Source organism: Nocardia elegans NBRC 108235 (genome assembly GCF_001612845.1).
In the GTDB taxonomy this organism is placed as follows: domain Bacteria; phylum Actinomycetota; class Actinomycetes; order Mycobacteriales; family Mycobacteriaceae; genus Nocardia; species Nocardia nova.
The window spans coordinates 61,802-76,892 of sequence record NZ_BDBF01000004.1 but is presented as its reverse complement, the minus strand read 5'-3'; the positions used below and the strand labels follow the sequence as shown (position 1 = coordinate 76,892).

Genomic DNA, 15,091 nt, shown 5'->3' with positions numbered 1-15,091 from the left:
AGGTGACTTTACCGGACGGGCGGAGCGAATCCGAAATCGGGTGGTCAGGGGCGCTGAGTGCGGAAGAAGGCGTCCAGCACGGCCGCGCATTCGGCCTCGAGTACACCCCCGCGAACTTCGGGACGATGGTTGAGGCGACGGTCACGCACCACATCCCACAGCGAGCCGACCGCACCGGTCTTGGGTTCCCACGCGCCGAAGACCACGCGGCGGACCCGGGCCAAGACCAGGGCCCCGGCACACATCGTGCAGGGTTCCAACGTCACGGCCAGCGTTGTGCCCTCCAGCCGCCAACCGTCACCGTGGACCTGTGCCGCGCGGCGCAGCGCCAGGATCTCGGCATGCGCGGTCGGGTCCCCGAGCGCCTCTCGCGCATTGCCGGCACGAGCCAGCTCCCGACCGTCCGCGTCGAAGACGACCGCGCCGACCGGGACGTCTCGCGGATCGGTCTCCGCCGCCGCGGCGAGGGCGGCCCGGACGAGGTCCTCGTCTGCGCGCGGTGACGCCGGGCTCAACGGTGCAGCTTGTCCAGGACCGCGGAGAACTCGTCGGCGAAGCCCAGCCGCTGTGCGACCATGCCCAGCTGCTCGTCCGGATAGAGATCGGTTTCGGCGAGGATGACGCTGAGCACGGGCTCGGGCAGGCCGAGGTCCGCCAGCACGCCCAGATCGCCTTCCTCCCACGGATCGATCTCGTCCAGTTCGTCCGGATCGATATCGGGGACTTCGACATTCAGCGCGTCGAGCACCTCGACGGCGATGTCGTAATCGATCGCGGCGGTGGCGTCCGAGATCAGCAACCGGCTACCGGTCGGCCCCGGCCGCAGGACGATGAAGAATTCGTCGTCGACGTCCAGCAGTCCGAACACCGCACCGGTACTGCGCAGCGCGCGCAGTTCGTTCTCGGCCGCGGACAGACTCGACAGTGCCGCGGCACTGAGCGGGCTGCAGCGCCACGTGCTGTCTTCGCGGACGACCGCCACGGCGAACCCTTCCACATCGTCGTAATCGTCCGACGCGGCCCTGTTCGTGCTCGAGCGCTGTGCCATGGCCGCAACGGTAGTCGGCTTCGGCGGAAATGTTGAAGTCGTATGCGAATCTGATCCGATGACGGGCGATCGGAATTCCTCGGTGTGCGTACTGGGTACGGGTTTGATCGGTGGTTCGCTGCTGCGCGCGGCGACCGCGGCCGGCTACCGGGCCTGGGGTTACAACCGGTCGGCCCCGGGTGCGCAGGCCGCCCGGGCCGACGGATTCGACGTCGAATCCGACATCGCGGCGGTGCTGTCCCGGGCCGCCGCCGACGATGCGCTGATCGTGCTGGCGGTGCCGATGCCGGCCATCGATACGGTTCTCGCGGATGTGAAGACGTTCGCGCCCGACTGCACGCTCACCGATGTGGTGAGCGTGAAGGAACCGGTGCGCGTCGAGGTGCACCGGCAGGAACTGGGCGCGTACTACGTCGGCGGGCATCCGATGGCGGGGACGGCCGAATCCGGCTGGGCCGCATCGTCTCCCGACCTGTTTCGCGACGCGGCCTGGGCGGTCGGCGTGGATCCGGGCACCCGCGCCGAGCCGTGGAACCGTGTCGCGCGGCTGGCGCTGGACTGCGGTGCGATCGTGGTGCCGGTCCTGGCGGACGAACACGACCGTGCGGTGGCACGGATCTCGCATCTGCCGCACGTGCTGGCCGAGGCGCTGGCGGTCGCGGGGGCCGCGGGCGGCGATCTGGCACTGGGCCTGGCCGCCGGATCGTTTCGCGACGGCACCCGGGTCGCGGCGACCGCACCCGATTTGGTACGCGCGATCTGCGAACCGAACGCGGCCGCGCTCACCGAGGCGATCGACGACGCGCTGCGCCTGCTCGCGGCCGCGCGCGACAGCCTGCGTGACGAGGGCACCCTCGGCGAACTGATCGACGCGGGCTACAGCGAACGCGACCGCTACGACACCCTGCGCCGCTGGGACATCACCGATATCCGCCCGGGCGATCAGGATTGGCTGGAACGGTTGCGCGATGCGGGACGGCAGGGCGGGGTGATCCGCTCGCTGGACTGAGCCCCGCGCGGCGTCAGACCCGCTCGGCCAGGCCCGGATAGTCGAGGACGAATCCGTCGTCGTCGACGGTGACGGTCGCGCTCGACACCGGCGAGAGCACGTGGATCCCGTCGGCGCCGCTGCTGTAGGTGAGGATCGCCTCCTGCACGAGCAGATCCGGAACCCGCACGTAGACCACCGGAACCTGCACGTCCTCGGTGGCATGCGCCAGCCCGAAACGGCGAATCGGCAGGGTGTTGAAGAACGGGCTCAGCACCACATCCACATCCAGCGCGCCACCGAACATGGACCGCACGTGGGTGCCGCCGGCATCGACGAGCCAGTAGTTCTCCTCGTCCCGGGCGATCGAGGCATGGCGTTCGCCCGAGGCGACCGTACTGCGCAGCGACAGCCGCTTGGTGCGTCCCACCTCGTCGGTGACGAGGTCGTAGGACGCGCTGAACGCGGGATGTTCACCGCAGCCGCCGGCGATGATGCGCCCGGACGCGCGGATCCGGTTGCCGGTGAGGACCACGCGCACCGATTCCATCCGTGATCCGTCGTGCGCGCGCCAGGTGAGCACCGCCGGCCAGCGGGGCGCTGCGGCCTCGCTCGCCTGGGCGGTCTCGGAATTGCCCTGGGCTGGCTTACTCACCCCTCTACCGTATGTGACAACCGGGCCTGCGGTGTGGTCGCGGCACGCGAGTTGTTCACCTGCGCTACACCAGCGATTCGCGCCACGCGGTGTGCAGAGCGGCGAAACGTCCGGTCGATGCGATCAGATCCGCGGGCGTCCCGTCCTCGACGATGCGCCCGGAATCCATCACCAGCACCCGGTCGGCGATGGCGACGGTCGACAGGCGATGCGCGATGATCACCGCGGTGCGCCCGCGCAGCACGGTCTCGAGCGCCCGCTGTACCTGCCGCTCACCCGGGATGTCCAGGCTCGAGGTGGCCTCGTCCAGCACGATCACCGCGGGATCGGCCAAAAAGACGCGCGCGAAGGCGACGAGCTGGCGCTGGCCGGCCGACAATCGCCCGCCGCGCTTGCGCACATCGGTGTCGAATCCGTCCGGCAGCGACATCACGAAGTCGTACAACCCGACCGCGCGGGCCGCCGCGAACACCTCGGCATCGGTGGCCTCGGGTCTGCCGAGCCGGATGTTGTCGGCGACCGAACCGGAGAACAGGTACGACTCCTGCGTCACCATCGCGACCGCGCGGCGCAGATCCGCGTCGGCGATCGTGCGCAGATCGATACCGTCCAGCGACACCGTGCCCGACGAGGGATCGTAGAACCGCGCGATCAGCTTGGCCAGGGTCGACTTGCCGGCACCGGTGGCACCGACCAGCGCGACGACCTGGCCGGCCGCGACGGTGAGCGAGAAGCGTGGCAGCACCGACCGCACCGGCCGATCCGCGGTGCCGGACACGTCGTCCCGGCTCGGGTAGCCGAAGACGACATCGCTCAGGCGCAGTTCACCTCGCGCACGCGCGAGTGGATGCGGGGCATCGGGTTCGGCCACGCTCGGCCGCTCCTCCAGCACGCCCGAGATCCGCTCCAGCGCGGCCGCCGCGGACTGATAGGAGTTGAACACCTGGGCCAATTCGTCCAACGGACCGTAGAACTGCCGCAGGTACAGCAGGAAGGCCGCGAGCACACCGATTTCGGTGTGGCCGTGAATCACTCGCCACGCACCGACGACCAGGATGACGACGTTGGTCACATTGCTGATCAACCGCACCAGGCCGATGTAGGCCGCCATCCCGTGCAGCGCACTGATATTGGCCGAGCGGTACTCGGCATCGGAGTCGACCAGAATGGCCTCGTTGCGCTCCTCGCGCCGAAAGGCCTGCACCGCACGGATTCCGCCCATGGTCTCGACGAAATGCACGACCACCTTCGCGATCGCGCCTCGGGTGCGGCGGTAGCCGGCGCGCTGACGCCGCTGTGCCCAGCGGGTCACGAAGACCAGCGGGACGAAACCGAGCAGCACCACCGCGGCGAGCGGAATATCCAGCCACAGCAGAATTCCCGCGATCGTCACCACCGACAGCACGGCGCTCAGCGCGTCGTTGAGCGCGCGCTCGAGCAGATCCTCGAGCGATTCCAGATCGCTGGTGAGCCGCGCGACGATCTTGCCGGAGGTGTAGTTCTCGTGGAAATCGATCGAGAGCCGCTGCACGTGCGTGAAGACCCGTAGCCGCAGATCGAACAGCACCTGCTGGCTCAACCTGCCGGAGACGCGGAGGAAGAGGAAGGTCGTCACGCCACCGAGCGCGGTGCAGCCGAGGATGCCGCCCACGGCCAGCGCCAGCGGCAACCAGTCGCCGTCGAGCGCGCGTGCGACACCGGTGTCGACTCCGTGTGCGACGAACAGCGGCGTCGCCACCAGGGCGGCATTGTCGATCACGATCAACACCAGCGCGGCGGCCGCCCACCGGCGGTAGGGGCGGATCAGCGACCACAGCAGGCGGCGCGACCGTGCCGCCAGGGCGAGGTTGACCGCCTCGGTCTGCTCCCCTTCCTCGGCGGCCACGCCCCGCCAGTCGGCCTCGGAATCGGCGTCGACGCGGAGGGCCACGGCGCCGGCAGCCTCGTCGTGGGCCGCGGCTTCCGGGCGGCCGCTGTTCGTGCCCGCCCGGTCAGTGTTCGTGCGCGAAGCTGCGTCCTCGTTCGGGTTCTCCGGCATCGAGATCACCTCCCATCAATTCCCGGTAGCGCGAACAGGTTTCGAGTAGTCGTTCATGAGGTCCGTCGGCGATGATGCGGCCCCCGTCGAGGACGGCGACCCGATCCGCCCAGGCCGCGGTCGACGGGCGGTGGGCCACCAGCAGCACGGTGGCACCGGCCAGCGCCTCTCGCAGTCGCTTCTGGACCTGTTCTTCGGTGCTCACATCCAGAGCGGAGAGCGGGTCGTCCAGAACCACGACGTGCCCGCCGGCATGTTTCTGCCGGTCCAGGACGGCTCGCGCCAGCGCCAGCCGCTGCCGTTGACCGCCGGAAAGGCTCAGGCCCTGTTCCCCGATCCGGGTGCGCAGACCCCACGGCAATTCGTCGACGAACTGCGCGGCGCAGGCCACGTTCAGTGCGGCGCGGATCCGGTCCTCGCCGGCGTCGGGGTAGCCGAGGGTGATGTTCTCGCGCACGCTGGCCGAGAACAGCACCGGATCCTCGAAGGCCACCGAGACCTGTGACCGCAGATCCGACAGTCGCAGCGAGCGCACGTCGATACCGTCGATGGTCACCGCACCGGCCGCGACGTCGAACAGTCGCGGCACCAGGCCCAGCAACGCCGACTTACCACTGCCGGTGGCGCCGACCACCGCGACGGTCTCCCCGGGACGCACGTGCAGCGAAATATCGTGCAGCAGATCACGTTCGGCGTCCGGGAAGCGGAAACGCACCCGCTCGAACCGCAATTCACCACGCAGCGGCTGCGGCGCGGGCACGGGATGCTCGGGATCGGTGATCTCGACGGGGGTGTCGATCACCTCCCAGAACCGTTGCGCCGCGGTGCGGGCGTGGTTCATCTCGGCCAGCAGGAAGCCGAAGCCCATGATCGGCCACTGCAGATAGGTGGTCAGGGTGATGCCGGCGACCAGGGCGCCGACCGTCATCGCCTGTTCGGTGAGCAGATATCCGCCGATGGCGAGTGCGGCCGCGATGCCCAACGCGGACAGCGTGTTCAGCGCGGTCCACAACCGCGCCGCCAACCGCACTTTGGCCAGCTCGAGGGTTTGCAGTTCGCGCGCCTCGGCCCGGAACCGGCGGCCGAACCACGGGCCGCGGCCGAACGCCTTGAGGACGCGAATGCCCTGTGCGGATTCCTCGACCGTGGTGGCGAGATGGCCGGACTGGTCCTGCGCGCGACGGGACGCGCGACCGTAGCCCTGTTCGAATTGCAGTGCGAGCAGGACGAGCGGAACCGCGATGAGCAGTTCGATCAACCCGATCTGCCAGCTCAAGACGAACAGCAGCGCCACACCCACGCCGAGCGTCGCACTCAGCGACAGCAGCGACGGCGCGACGAAGGCGAAAAAGCGCCGCAGGGTGGACATGTCGGTGATCGCCCGCGAGGTGAGCTGCCCGGACTCCATCCCGTCGTGCACGCCGACCGACAGCACCTGCAATCGCTGGAAAAGCTTGCCGCGCAACGACACCTCGAGCCGGCTCGCGGGCGCCGCGATGATCCACCGCCGCCACCACGAGGTGACCGTGCTGAGCACCGCCAGCCCTACCACCAGGCCGATCGGCACCCAGATGCCGCCGAAATCCCGCTGCGCGACCGGCCCGTCGACGATCCGCGCGGTGACGAACGGCAACGCGATATCGCACAGCATGCCGAGCCCCGACAGCACGGCGCTCCCGAACAGCGCCGCCCGATAGGGCCGGATCTCCGGCCACAGACGCCGCAATGAACCCGCACCCGTCACTCGGGTGGTGTAATTTTCGTCGACCGTTCCGGTTCTGTCGTCCTCCGAATCGGATACGGTCTCCGTCGTAGCGACGGACACAACAATCCCCCTTCGCCAGGTCGTCTTTCGCCGAATCGCTCACTACCGCACCGCCCCGGCCCCCGACCGAGCGCGCGTACGACCTTCCAGATTGCCAGCGCCGCCCCCGGCCGCCAACCGATTTTCGGCCGCTGGGCCGCCCGACCACTCCCAACCGCACAGCTGTGAACCGACATACTGGGCTCGCCCCTACTGCACCTTCGGCAACTGTGCACGTGACCCCGCCGGAGCGAAGCGGAGGCCGAAAATACAGCCAGTGCCTCACCGGATGGTCCGCCTCTCATTTCCCCACGCGCCCGTGCACATCCGAAGAACACCACCCACTGATTGCTGACGCCCTCGACCTGCTCGAGTAACCTCCACACCCGGGCCCTTCGCGACCGCGCCGGTGCCCGACGGGGATTCGGGCGAAAGGACCACCGGCTGTGAACAACACGCGGATGGTCGGGTTGTTCGCCGGAATCGGGGGTTTGGAGCTCGGGCTCAACGCACACGGTTGGCGTACCGAGCTGCTCTGCGAGATCGACCCGGGCGCACGCGCCGTCCTCTCCGCCCGCTTCCCCGATGTCGAGACCCACGCCGATGTCACCCGCCTGCGCGGACTGCCCGCCGGGACAGAGCTGGTCGCCGCCGGATTTCCCTGTCAGGACCTGTCGCAGGCGGGACGGACGGCCGGTATCACCGGCGAGCGCTCCGGTCTGGTCGACGAGGTGTTCCGGCTGGTCCGGCGCAAACGCGGCCCACGCTGGCTGCTGATCGAGAACGTCCCGTTCATGTTGCAGCTGGGGCGTGGACAGGCGATGCGGCACATCACGGCCGCGTTGGAGGAGCTGGGCTACACCTGGGCCTACCGGGTGGTCGACGCGCGCGCCTTCGGGCTGCCACAGCGGCGGCAGCGGGTGCTGATGCTGGCGTCGCGGTCGGAGGATCCGCGGCCGGTGCTGTTCGGAACCGATGCGGGGCCACGCACGATCGGCGATCCGGAGGTGGATCCGTGCGGCTTCTACTGGACCGAGGGGGTGCGCGGGCTGGGCTGGGCGGTGAATGCGGTGCCGACGCTGAAAGGCGGGTCCGGGCTCGGGATCGCCAGTCCGCCCGCGGTCCGGTTGCCGGCCGGTGAGATCGTCACTCCCGGAATCACCGATGCCGAACGGCTGCAAGGGTTTTCCCACGATTGGACCGCGCCCGCGCTCTCCGCCGCCGGGGTCCGCCCCGGACATCGGTGGAAACTGGTCGGCAATGCGGTGAGTGTGCGGATGGCGTCGTGGATCGGCTCCCGCTTGGCCGCGCCCTCCGACGGCGTGGTCGCGGAGTACACGCCGCTGACCGCGCATCGCTGGCCGACGGCGGCCTGGGGCCATGCGGGCACGGCCTATCGGGTCCCGGTCTCGACGTGGCCGGCGCACGAGCCGTACGAGGATCTGCGCTGGTTCCTCGACGACGCCCGCCTGCTGTCGGCCCGCGCGACCGCCGGTTTCCTGCGCCGCGCCGCCCGCGGCACGCTGCGCTTCCCGCCCGGTTTCCTCGCCGATGTGGAGAACCACCTGATCCGCATGGGAGGCCTGCCGCTGGAGGCGGCGTGAGGTGTCGAATAGGTCACCGAATCCGACCCCGGGAACACCGGCACGCCGGTGGACGCTGTAAGGGTTGTGCATGAGTTCCGGCCGTCCCGTCACCGACGCGGTGACCAGTGCCCGGATGGCTCGGCAGCGGCGGGCGGGTACCGCCCCGGAGACCGCGTTGCGCACCGAACTGCATCGGCGAGGTCTGCGCTACTTCGTGGACCGCGCCCCACTTCCGGGTTTGCGCCGCCGCGCCGACCTGGTTTTCCCGCGCCGCAAGGTGGCGGTGTACGTGGACGGGTGTTTCTGGCACTGCTGCCCCGAACACGCCACCTACCCGAAGAACAACGCCGAGTGGTGGGCCGAGAAATTGGCCGGCAACGTGGCCCGCGACCGCGATACCGATGCGCGGCTCGCCGCCGCGGGCTGGCTGGTGGTTCGGGTCTGGGAACACGAGGATTCGATGGCCGCCGCGGATCGGGTGCAGTCGGCTTTGTCGGATCGATAGACCATGATGGAAGTGCAGCCGACATTGCAGCGGAATTCGGCATATTCCGGACGTGGGCGATGACGTGAAACGAGGGCAATGACGCCGAGCGAGCCGCATGATCGTGCGGCGGACCAATCCGGTGCGGTCGCCGTACTGGAGCGAGACCACGCACCCGCGCGCGTGCGGTTCCGCCTGGTCCGCTTACTGATCGCGGCCGCTATCGCCGTCGCGGGGGTCTGCTATTCGTCGTGGGTCCTGGAATTCGTCCTGCCGATCCATCTGAATCCGATCAGGTCGTTCCTGAGCGAATTGGACGCCGAGGGCCGTCCCTTTCGCTGGGTGTTCGATCTGGGCGACACCATCGCCGGTTCGCTCACCTTGATTTCCGCGATTACGGCGATGTTCGTCTTCTCGCGGCGGCGTTTGTCGACCGTCGGCTGGGTGGCGCTGGGCTGTTTCGGCGCGTCCACGATCGCCGATGCGCAATGGCCGTTGCACACCTGCTCGGCGCCGTGCCCGCCGTCGGACAGCGGCATGTTTCCGCAATTGCACCAGATTCACGCGCTGACCAGCACGCTCGCGGTCACGTCGATATTCGTGGCGATGATCGCCTTCAGCGTCGCCGCCTTCCGCTATCGGCGCTGGCCGATTCTGCGGCATTCCGGATTGTGGATCCTCATCATCGGCTCGACCGCTACGGCCTGGATGCTGATCGCCGACAATCTGCCGGGCAATTACGCACTGGGCATCGCCCAGCGCATCCAGGTCGGATCCATGTCGCTGTGGCTGATCGCGCTCGCGGTGCAGATCTGGGTCGCGCAGCGCGTGATCAACGGCGACGGGCGGAAGCGCGCACGGGCTCGTCGTTCCGCAGCATGACCAGTGAGCGGGGCGCCGATTCCGCCACCGCGCCCGCGATCGCCATGGCCGCGAAGGTGGCCAGTATGACGCCCATTACCAGTACCTCGACAACTGTGTTCATATACCCACGGTGACAGCGGCGACTGGCATGCATTTGTGCGGAACATGGGTAAAACCTGAGAATGCCGGCTAGCCGACCGAGACGGTGACGGTGTGCGTCGTGGTGCGTGCCGGAAGCGCCCCGGTATCGACGCGCAGGATTTCGCCGGTGTCCTGGCGGCCGTCCGGCAAGATCTTCGGTTTCAGGCCGAAGGGCGGCTCGCTACCGGTGCTTCCCCCCAATCCGAAATCACTGTCGTCGGAGATATAGAGCGTGCGGCCGCCGTCGGTGGTGGCGACGCCCTCGATTTTGTCGTGGCCGAAGAATGCGCCGGCCGGATTCAGCCCCGCGACCAATCCGGCGAGATCCAGGTTCGACTTCTTCGCGACCGGGGTGATACCCGCCTTGCCGAGCGCGGCGATCCCCTCGGCGGTCGATACCTTGCCGACGTAGGTTTCCAGCGGTTTGTCGCCGACCAGCAGGCCGAGATTCGGGTCGTATCGGGTGCCGGGAACGGCGGCTCGCGGTCCGATATCGGTGGCGCCGTTCAGATCGATCGTCCACAGTTTCTTGTTCGCCTTCGGCGCGAGTTCGCCGTCGCGTTCGTCCACCAGAAAGGTGTGGTCGTCGAGTGCGGTGATTTCGGAGACGGCCAGTTTGCGCTTCGGATCCTCGAGCGGGTACACGAATTCGGCTGCGGCGCGGGTCTGCAAGTCGACCGTGACGATTCGGGTCATCGGCACCTCCCGCGCGGAATCCAATCCCGGTGTCTGCAAACCGCTTTGAATCACACCGACCAATCGGCGCCCGTCCGGCGTGACAGTCAGGCCTTCCATGCCTTGATTCGGCGTCCGCAGCGACAATTCGCGCGGCAACCCGGAACCGGGTGCGAGGCGGTCGATTTCGGTGCCGGACGCGTCGAAGTGCACGAGGAACGGACCGTATTCGTCGGAGACCCAGAAGGTGCCGTCGGGCAGCGCGACCAATCCTTCCGGGTCCAGGCCGTGGTCGATGGGCGGCAAGGGGTGGCCGTCGAGATCGCGCATGGTCTCCCCGGTCGACGCCGCGGTGTCGACGAGTCCGTTGAAGCCGACGCCCGCACGGTTCTTCAGGTCGATGGAGGATTCCAGCACCGCACGCGTTCCGGTCAACCGGAATTTTCCGATCTTCGGCACGAAACTCGGGATGGGAACGAGCTTTTCGTTCTTGCCGGGGCCATCGACGTTCGGGCCGCGGTCGGTGAGTCCGTAGAACTCGTCGGCCGACCCCGGCACCGGCGTCCACGCGGACCCGAATCCGCTGCCCTGCACCGTGGTTCCACCGAACTCGCCGAGCGGCGCGATATCGGTGGTGTAGAGGTGAACCGCATCGGAGGTGGTCACCGTGAATGTGTCCTCACCCTGGTATCCGGGCTCCGGCGTGTAGCGCAGGGAACCGTCGGCGGTGCGGTCCAGGCGGCCGTGGGCCGGGGTGCCGAAGGCGACCGCCGCACCGCCGCCGGTGCGGGCGGACAGATCGTCGAGCGACACGGTCAGCGGCCGGTCCCGGTCGGTGTGCCATTGCGGTTCGCCATCGCCGGACGAACAGGCGGCGGCCGCGCAGAGTACGACGCCGGCGAGGGCGAATCGGAGCATGTGACTGGTTCCCACCGGTGATACCTATCCTGCCGAGTCGACGATCAGCTGTCGGGCACCTGAACAGTTATCCGACGGCAATCGAGTTCGCCCAGCGCGCGTTCCCAGCGCTGGGTAGGGTCACCCAGGTGACCAGCGAAGCGCCGGAATCAGCCGTTCCCGTCGACCTGCTCGAAGCCGTGCATTCGGCGACCGAGTCGCTGGTCGGTGCGGTGGAAGCCTTGCACGACAGCGATATCGCCGAACCGTCACTGCTGCCGGGCTGGACGCGCGGCCACCTGCTGGCCCACCTCTCCCGCAATGCCGACGGCCTGGTGAACCTGCTGCTGTGGGCCCGCACCGGCATCGAAACCCCGCAGTACGCAAGCCAACTGCTGCGCGATTCCGATATCGAGGCCGGTGCGCCGCGCCCGCTCGCCGAGCAGCTGAGCGATCTGCGCGCCTCCGCCGATCGCTTCCTCGGCCTGGCTCGGGCCATGCCGCCGGAACGCTGGCAGTACCGGGTGCGGGCTCGCACGGGTAAGGAGCTGGCCGCCGCGGTGGTGCCGTGGTTGCGCCTGCGCGAGATCGAGATTCACCGCGTCGATCTGAACATCGGCTACCGGCCCGCGGACTGGCCGGCCGCCTTCGTGGCCCGGATGCTGCCGGAGGTGTCCGCCGGATTCGACCACGCGGCCTCCGCACATCGCCCCGCCGATGCCAAGCCGATGACCTCCGACCCGGATCAGCCACCGCCGCCGAGTTTCACCCTCGTCGCCACCGACACCGATTTCACCGCCAAGGTGGGCCCCGACCCTTCCGACACCATCTCCGGGCCGGCAGCGGAGCTGCTGGCGTGGTTGATCGGCCGCAGCGAGGGCGTGGGGCTCACCGGACATCTGCCGAATCTGCCCGCGTGGTTGTGAGGCGCCGGGTTCAGCGGTCCGTCCGTCCCGGCACCTCGAGCCGTTCGGCGAGGAAATCCAGGACGCGGTGCAGCGCGGCCTGAGTCGGTTCGCCCGGTTCGTCGATGAGATGTTCGGTGAGTACCGAATGCGCGCTCAGCACGCCCTCCGGATTGGCGGCGGCATCGTCGAGTTCGATGGCGATGAAGGCGTCGCCGAGTTCCCGGCGCAGGAATTCGAAACGTTGCGCGGGTGAGCGCCGGTCACCGCGGAATCGCAGCCCCATCACCGAAAGACCCTCGCCGCAACGCTGTTTGACGCGCTCCAGATCGTCGGGTGAGAGGTCGACCGAGCATTTCTGCCGGGTGGTGAACCCCAGCGGCAGGCCGGGCTGTGAGAGCACGGGTGCGACCAATCGGTCGTCCACAGCCATCCCCAGCGCGAAACCTCCGGTGAAACACATTCCGACGGCACCGACTCCCGGTCCGCCGCACCGCCGATGCTCATCGGCGGCCAGCGCCCGCAGCCACCGCACCACCGGGGACGTGCGGCCGGTCGCCAGCACCACGAACTCCCGGCTGACACAGATCGGCCCGAACTGGCCGGCGACATTCGCCAGCGCGGCAAGAGTGCCATGCGCGGCCGGATCCGGGTCCCGCCCCGGATTGCCGTACAGATGCGGCACCACCGCCGTACAGCCGATGCGCGCTACCCGCCGGGCGAAGTCGAAGACGTCCGGCGAGATGCCGGGAAATTCCGCCATGACGATCACCGCGGGCCCGCTGCCCTGCCGAAAGATCGTGCGGGACTTGCCCTCATGGGTGAAGGTCGCGTGTTCGAAATCGTGAAGATCGTCGTCTGCCATGGCCGGCCCTTTCTCGTTCGGGCCTTCACCCTCGGCCGACCACCCCCGCCGGGTCTTGAAAAAATGTTCCCCAGGCCCGGTATCGGTGCTGCCCGATCGGCGTGTGCGGTTCCCGTGCCAGCGTGTTCGGCGTGCGACCGGCGAAACTCGCGATCTCCCGGGACATATGGGCCTGATCGCTGTAACCGCAGGAGGCCGCGACATCGGCGGCCGGCCGGCCCGCCACCAGCCCCTCGACCGCATGCCGGAACCGAACCAGCATCGCGGCGCGTTTGGGCGTGAGTCCGATCTGCGATTCGAACCTCGTCCACAGCCGTTTGCGACTCCAGCCGCAGGATTCGGCCAGTTCGGCGACCCGGACCTGCCCGCGGTCCGCGACGATACGGTTCCACCCGGCCACGACTCCCGCATCCGGTGTGCGCTCGGGCCGGAAGTGTTGCGTCAGAAACGTTCTCGTGAGCGCGAACCGCTCCTCCCAATTCGCCGCCTCCGCGAGCTGCGCACGCAACCGCTCCGCCGAGGCGCCCCACACCTCGTCCAGACCCACGGCAGCACCCAACTCACCCGGCCCGACCCCGAGCACCGAATACGCCCGCAGCGGAGACATCCGCACCTCGACGCACGCCGCACGTTCGGCCCGAATCGCCATCAACCCCCCGGAGAAACCCGCCACCATCCCACCGCTCGCCCGACTCGCCTCCGTCGTCTCGACGACCAGCCCACCCCCGCCGAAGTCGACCGCCACGGTCACCGCCGGAATCACCGCCACCCGAAGCTCCAACCCGGCACCGGCACGATCGCGATACCCGAGCATCGCAAGCCCGTCCGCGGCCTCGCGCGGGCGCACGATCTCCCACGCGCGATCTCCCACCCGGCCAGGGTAGATCGGATCCGCAACGAGAGACGAAGAAGGCCCCGCCGTAATGCGACGGGGCCTTCCTTCTGCGCGCCCGGAGAGACTCGAACTCCCAACCTTCTGATCCGTAGTCAGATGCTCTATCCGTTGAGCTACGGGCGCAGGTCCTGTTCAGTTGTGTGCCCGGTTACCCGGGCGTGGCGGAGGCGAGAGGATTTGAACCTCCGGTCCCCGTGAAGGGACAACTCATTAGCAGTGAGTCCCATTCGGCCGCTCTGGCACGCCTCCTGGAGCCTTCTTTCGAGGGCGCCGGTCCTTTCGAACCGCCGAGAGGCAAGAGTACAGAGCAACCGGTCAGGACGCAAAACGGCTGGTCAACGCAGGTGGCTGTCGAACCAATCGAAGATTCTGGTCTGCGCGTCGATCAACTGCCGCTTTTCCTCCTCGGGAAGCTGCTCGAAGTCGGCCATATCGAAGCCGGGATGGTCCGGGCGGTGATGCAGACCCGGATAGCTCACGACCAGCGTGGCCACCGAAGCTCGCGCCGCAGCATCACGGAGGCGTTCGACGTGGGCGGCCGGGTTGACCGGATCGTCGTTGCCGTAGAGGCCGAGCCAGGGAGCCTGCAGCTGCGGTGCGGCGTCGACCAGTGCCACCGCCTCCGTGGTCAGCGGCTCCACGATGCCGGGTGCCGCGACGCTCACGGCGGCCCCGATGGGCCGGTTCGTGGCGACCAGCAGTGCGGCGGTGCCGGCGTTGTCGAAGCCGAGTACGCCCACGGTGTCGGGGAAGACTCCCCGGCCGACCAGCCAGTCGAAGCAAGCGTCGAAGTCGGCGAAGAGATCCGCACCGAACACCTGCTCGATCTCGGCGCCCCCCGCGACGGCGGTGGCGACCGCACCCGGCCCGTCGGACACCCGTGCGCCGACGGCGGCCAGATCGCGGTCGTTGACCGATCCGGCGCCTTCACCGCGCCCCTCCGGACAGGCGAAACGGTGGAACAGATTGGGCGCCACCATGATCCAGCCTTCACCGGCCAGCGATTTCATCATTTCCAGCAATACATCGGCAAACTGACGGGACTCGTGGAGTACGACGATGCCTCCGCGCGCGTAACCCTCCGGCTCGATCACCGTGATGGGCACCCGACCTCCGGCCGCCGGGCCCGGAGCGCCGTCGACCACCTGCCCGCTGTCGCGCAATGGTGCTTCATCTCGATAGATGCCCGACATGAAACCAGGGTAGTTCGCATCCGTTACATTCGGGAGAAGTTGCACGGAAGTAC

The 15,091-nt window shown here is 68.4% G+C and carries 14 protein-coding genes and 2 tRNA genes; 5 read left to right on the top strand and 11 right to left on the bottom strand.

All coding sequences use genetic code 11. The annotated features are described in order from the left end of the window. Positions 1–44 precede the first annotated feature (44 nt). On the bottom strand, positions 45–515 hold the full coding sequence (locus tag NE2_RS04060) for a nucleoside deaminase (RefSeq protein WP_063010857.1): 471 nt from the start codon (positions 513–515) through the stop codon (positions 45–47). Further along, positions 512–1,048: a tRNA adenosine deaminase-associated protein gene (locus NE2_RS04055; RefSeq protein ID WP_030516861.1), complete on the bottom strand. Its 537-nt coding sequence runs from the start codon at positions 1,046–1,048 to the stop codon at positions 512–514. The genes NE2_RS04060 and NE2_RS04055 overlap by 4 nt, the downstream gene beginning before the upstream one ends. A 58-nt stretch (positions 1,049–1,106) precedes the next feature. On the opposite strand from NE2_RS04055, the gene NE2_RS04050 reads away from it, so the two are divergent. After that, a complete protein-coding gene (locus tag NE2_RS04050; protein WP_030516860.1) occupies positions 1,107–2,057 on the top strand; it encodes a prephenate dehydrogenase in 951 nt (316 codons plus the stop codon). Between the two features lie 13 nt (positions 2,058–2,070). On the opposite strand, the gene NE2_RS04045 is transcribed toward NE2_RS04050, so the two are convergent. From NE2_RS04045 to NE2_RS04035, 3 genes are all read right to left on the bottom strand, one after another. Next, entirely contained in the window at positions 2,071–2,691 is a 621-nt protein-coding gene (locus tag NE2_RS04045; protein ID WP_030516859.1) for a putative glycolipid-binding domain-containing protein, read from the bottom strand. 64 nt (positions 2,692–2,755) lie between these two features. Further along, positions 2,756–4,729, bottom strand: coding sequence for an ABC transporter ATP-binding protein (locus NE2_RS04040; RefSeq protein ID WP_084493787.1), 1,974 nt, complete (start codon positions 4,727–4,729; stop codon positions 2,756–2,758). Continuing rightward, on the bottom strand, positions 4,683–6,473 hold the full coding sequence (locus tag NE2_RS04035) for an ABC transporter ATP-binding protein (RefSeq protein ID WP_063024074.1): 1,791 nt from the start codon (positions 6,471–6,473) through the stop codon (positions 4,683–4,685). Before NE2_RS04035 ends, NE2_RS04040 begins: the two co-directional genes overlap by 47 nt. Before the next feature lie 521 nt (positions 6,474–6,994). On the opposite strand from NE2_RS04035, the gene NE2_RS04030 reads away from it, so the two are divergent. The 3 genes from NE2_RS04030 to NE2_RS04020 all read left to right on the top strand — a co-directional run bounded on the left by NE2_RS04030 (position 6,995) and on the right by NE2_RS04020 (position 9,485). After that, a complete protein-coding gene (locus NE2_RS04030; RefSeq protein ID WP_063024072.1) occupies positions 6,995–8,137 on the top strand; it encodes a DNA cytosine methyltransferase in 1,143 nt (380 codons plus the stop codon). Between the two features lie 70 nt (positions 8,138–8,207). Continuing rightward, positions 8,208–8,624 carry a very short patch repair endonuclease gene (locus NE2_RS04025; RefSeq protein WP_063023962.1) on the top strand — a complete coding sequence of 139 codons (417 nt, stop codon included), beginning with the start codon at positions 8,208–8,210 and terminating at the stop codon, positions 8,622–8,624. Positions 8,625–8,702: 78 nt separating this feature from the next. Beyond that, complete coding sequence (locus NE2_RS04020; protein WP_084493779.1) at positions 8,703–9,485, top strand: DUF998 domain-containing protein; 783 nt, start codon at positions 8,703–8,705, stop codon at positions 9,483–9,485. Positions 9,486–9,656: 171 nt separating this feature from the next. Here the strand turns inward: NE2_RS04020 and NE2_RS04015 are convergent, their stop codons facing one another. Further along, positions 9,657–11,216, bottom strand: a complete 1,560-nt coding sequence (locus NE2_RS04015) for an esterase-like activity of phytase family protein (protein WP_307617110.1) — start codon at positions 11,214–11,216, stop codon at positions 9,657–9,659. Between the two features lie 113 nt (positions 11,217–11,329). Here NE2_RS04015 and NE2_RS04010 point away from each other — a divergent pair, with 113 nt between their 5' ends. Continuing rightward, complete coding sequence (locus NE2_RS04010) at positions 11,330–12,106, top strand: maleylpyruvate isomerase family mycothiol-dependent enzyme (protein WP_063023960.1); 777 nt, start codon at positions 11,330–11,332, stop codon at positions 12,104–12,106. Between the two features lie 10 nt (positions 12,107–12,116). On the opposite strand, the gene NE2_RS04005 is transcribed toward NE2_RS04010, so the two are convergent. The 5 genes from NE2_RS04005 to NE2_RS34710 form a co-directional block, all read right to left on the bottom strand. Beyond that, a complete protein-coding gene (locus tag NE2_RS04005) occupies positions 12,117–12,950 on the bottom strand; it encodes a dienelactone hydrolase family protein (protein ID WP_063023958.1) in 834 nt (277 codons plus the stop codon). 25 nt (positions 12,951–12,975) lie between these two features. Then, positions 12,976–13,821 (bottom strand): helix-turn-helix domain-containing protein, encoded by an 846-nt coding sequence (locus tag NE2_RS04000; RefSeq protein ID WP_233429657.1) that lies wholly within the window; start codon positions 13,819–13,821, stop codon positions 12,976–12,978. 74 nt (positions 13,822–13,895) lie between these two features. Next, positions 13,896–13,968 (bottom strand) — tRNA-Arg (locus NE2_RS03995). A 36-nt stretch (positions 13,969–14,004) separates the two neighbouring features. Then, a tRNA-Ser gene (locus NE2_RS03990) sits at positions 14,005–14,094 on the bottom strand. 86 nt (positions 14,095–14,180) lie between these two features. After that, on the bottom strand, positions 14,181–15,038 hold the full coding sequence (locus tag NE2_RS34710) for a dienelactone hydrolase family protein (RefSeq protein ID WP_063023956.1): 858 nt from the start codon (positions 15,036–15,038) through the stop codon (positions 14,181–14,183). Positions 15,039–15,091: the final 53 nt, after the last annotated feature.

Excerpts from the sequence above, each read along its gene's own strand:
- NE2_RS04055 (WP_030516861.1), bottom strand. The coding sequence starts at position 1,048 with ATGGCACAGCGCTCGAGCACGAACAGGGCCGCGTCGGACGATTACGAC.
- NE2_RS04050 (WP_030516860.1), top strand. The coding sequence starts at position 1,107 with ATGACGGGCGATCGGAATTCCTCGGTGTGCGTACTGGGTACGGGTTTG.
- NE2_RS04040 (WP_084493787.1), bottom strand. The coding sequence starts at position 4,729 with ATGCCGGAGAACCCGAACGAGGACGCAGCTTCGCGCACGAACACTGAC.
- NE2_RS04030 (WP_063024072.1), top strand. The coding sequence starts at position 6,995 with ATGGTCGGGTTGTTCGCCGGAATCGGGGGTTTGGAGCTCGGGCTCAAC.
- NE2_RS04025 (WP_063023962.1), top strand. The coding sequence starts at position 8,208 with ATGAGTTCCGGCCGTCCCGTCACCGACGCGGTGACCAGTGCCCGGATG.
- NE2_RS04020 (WP_084493779.1), top strand. The coding sequence starts at position 8,703 with ATGACGCCGAGCGAGCCGCATGATCGTGCGGCGGACCAATCCGGTGCG.
- NE2_RS04005 (WP_063023958.1), bottom strand. The coding sequence starts at position 12,950 with ATGGCAGACGACGATCTTCACGATTTCGAACACGCGACCTTCACCCAT.
- NE2_RS34710 (WP_063023956.1), bottom strand. The coding sequence starts at position 15,038 with ATGTCGGGCATCTATCGAGATGAAGCACCATTGCGCGACAGCGGGCAG.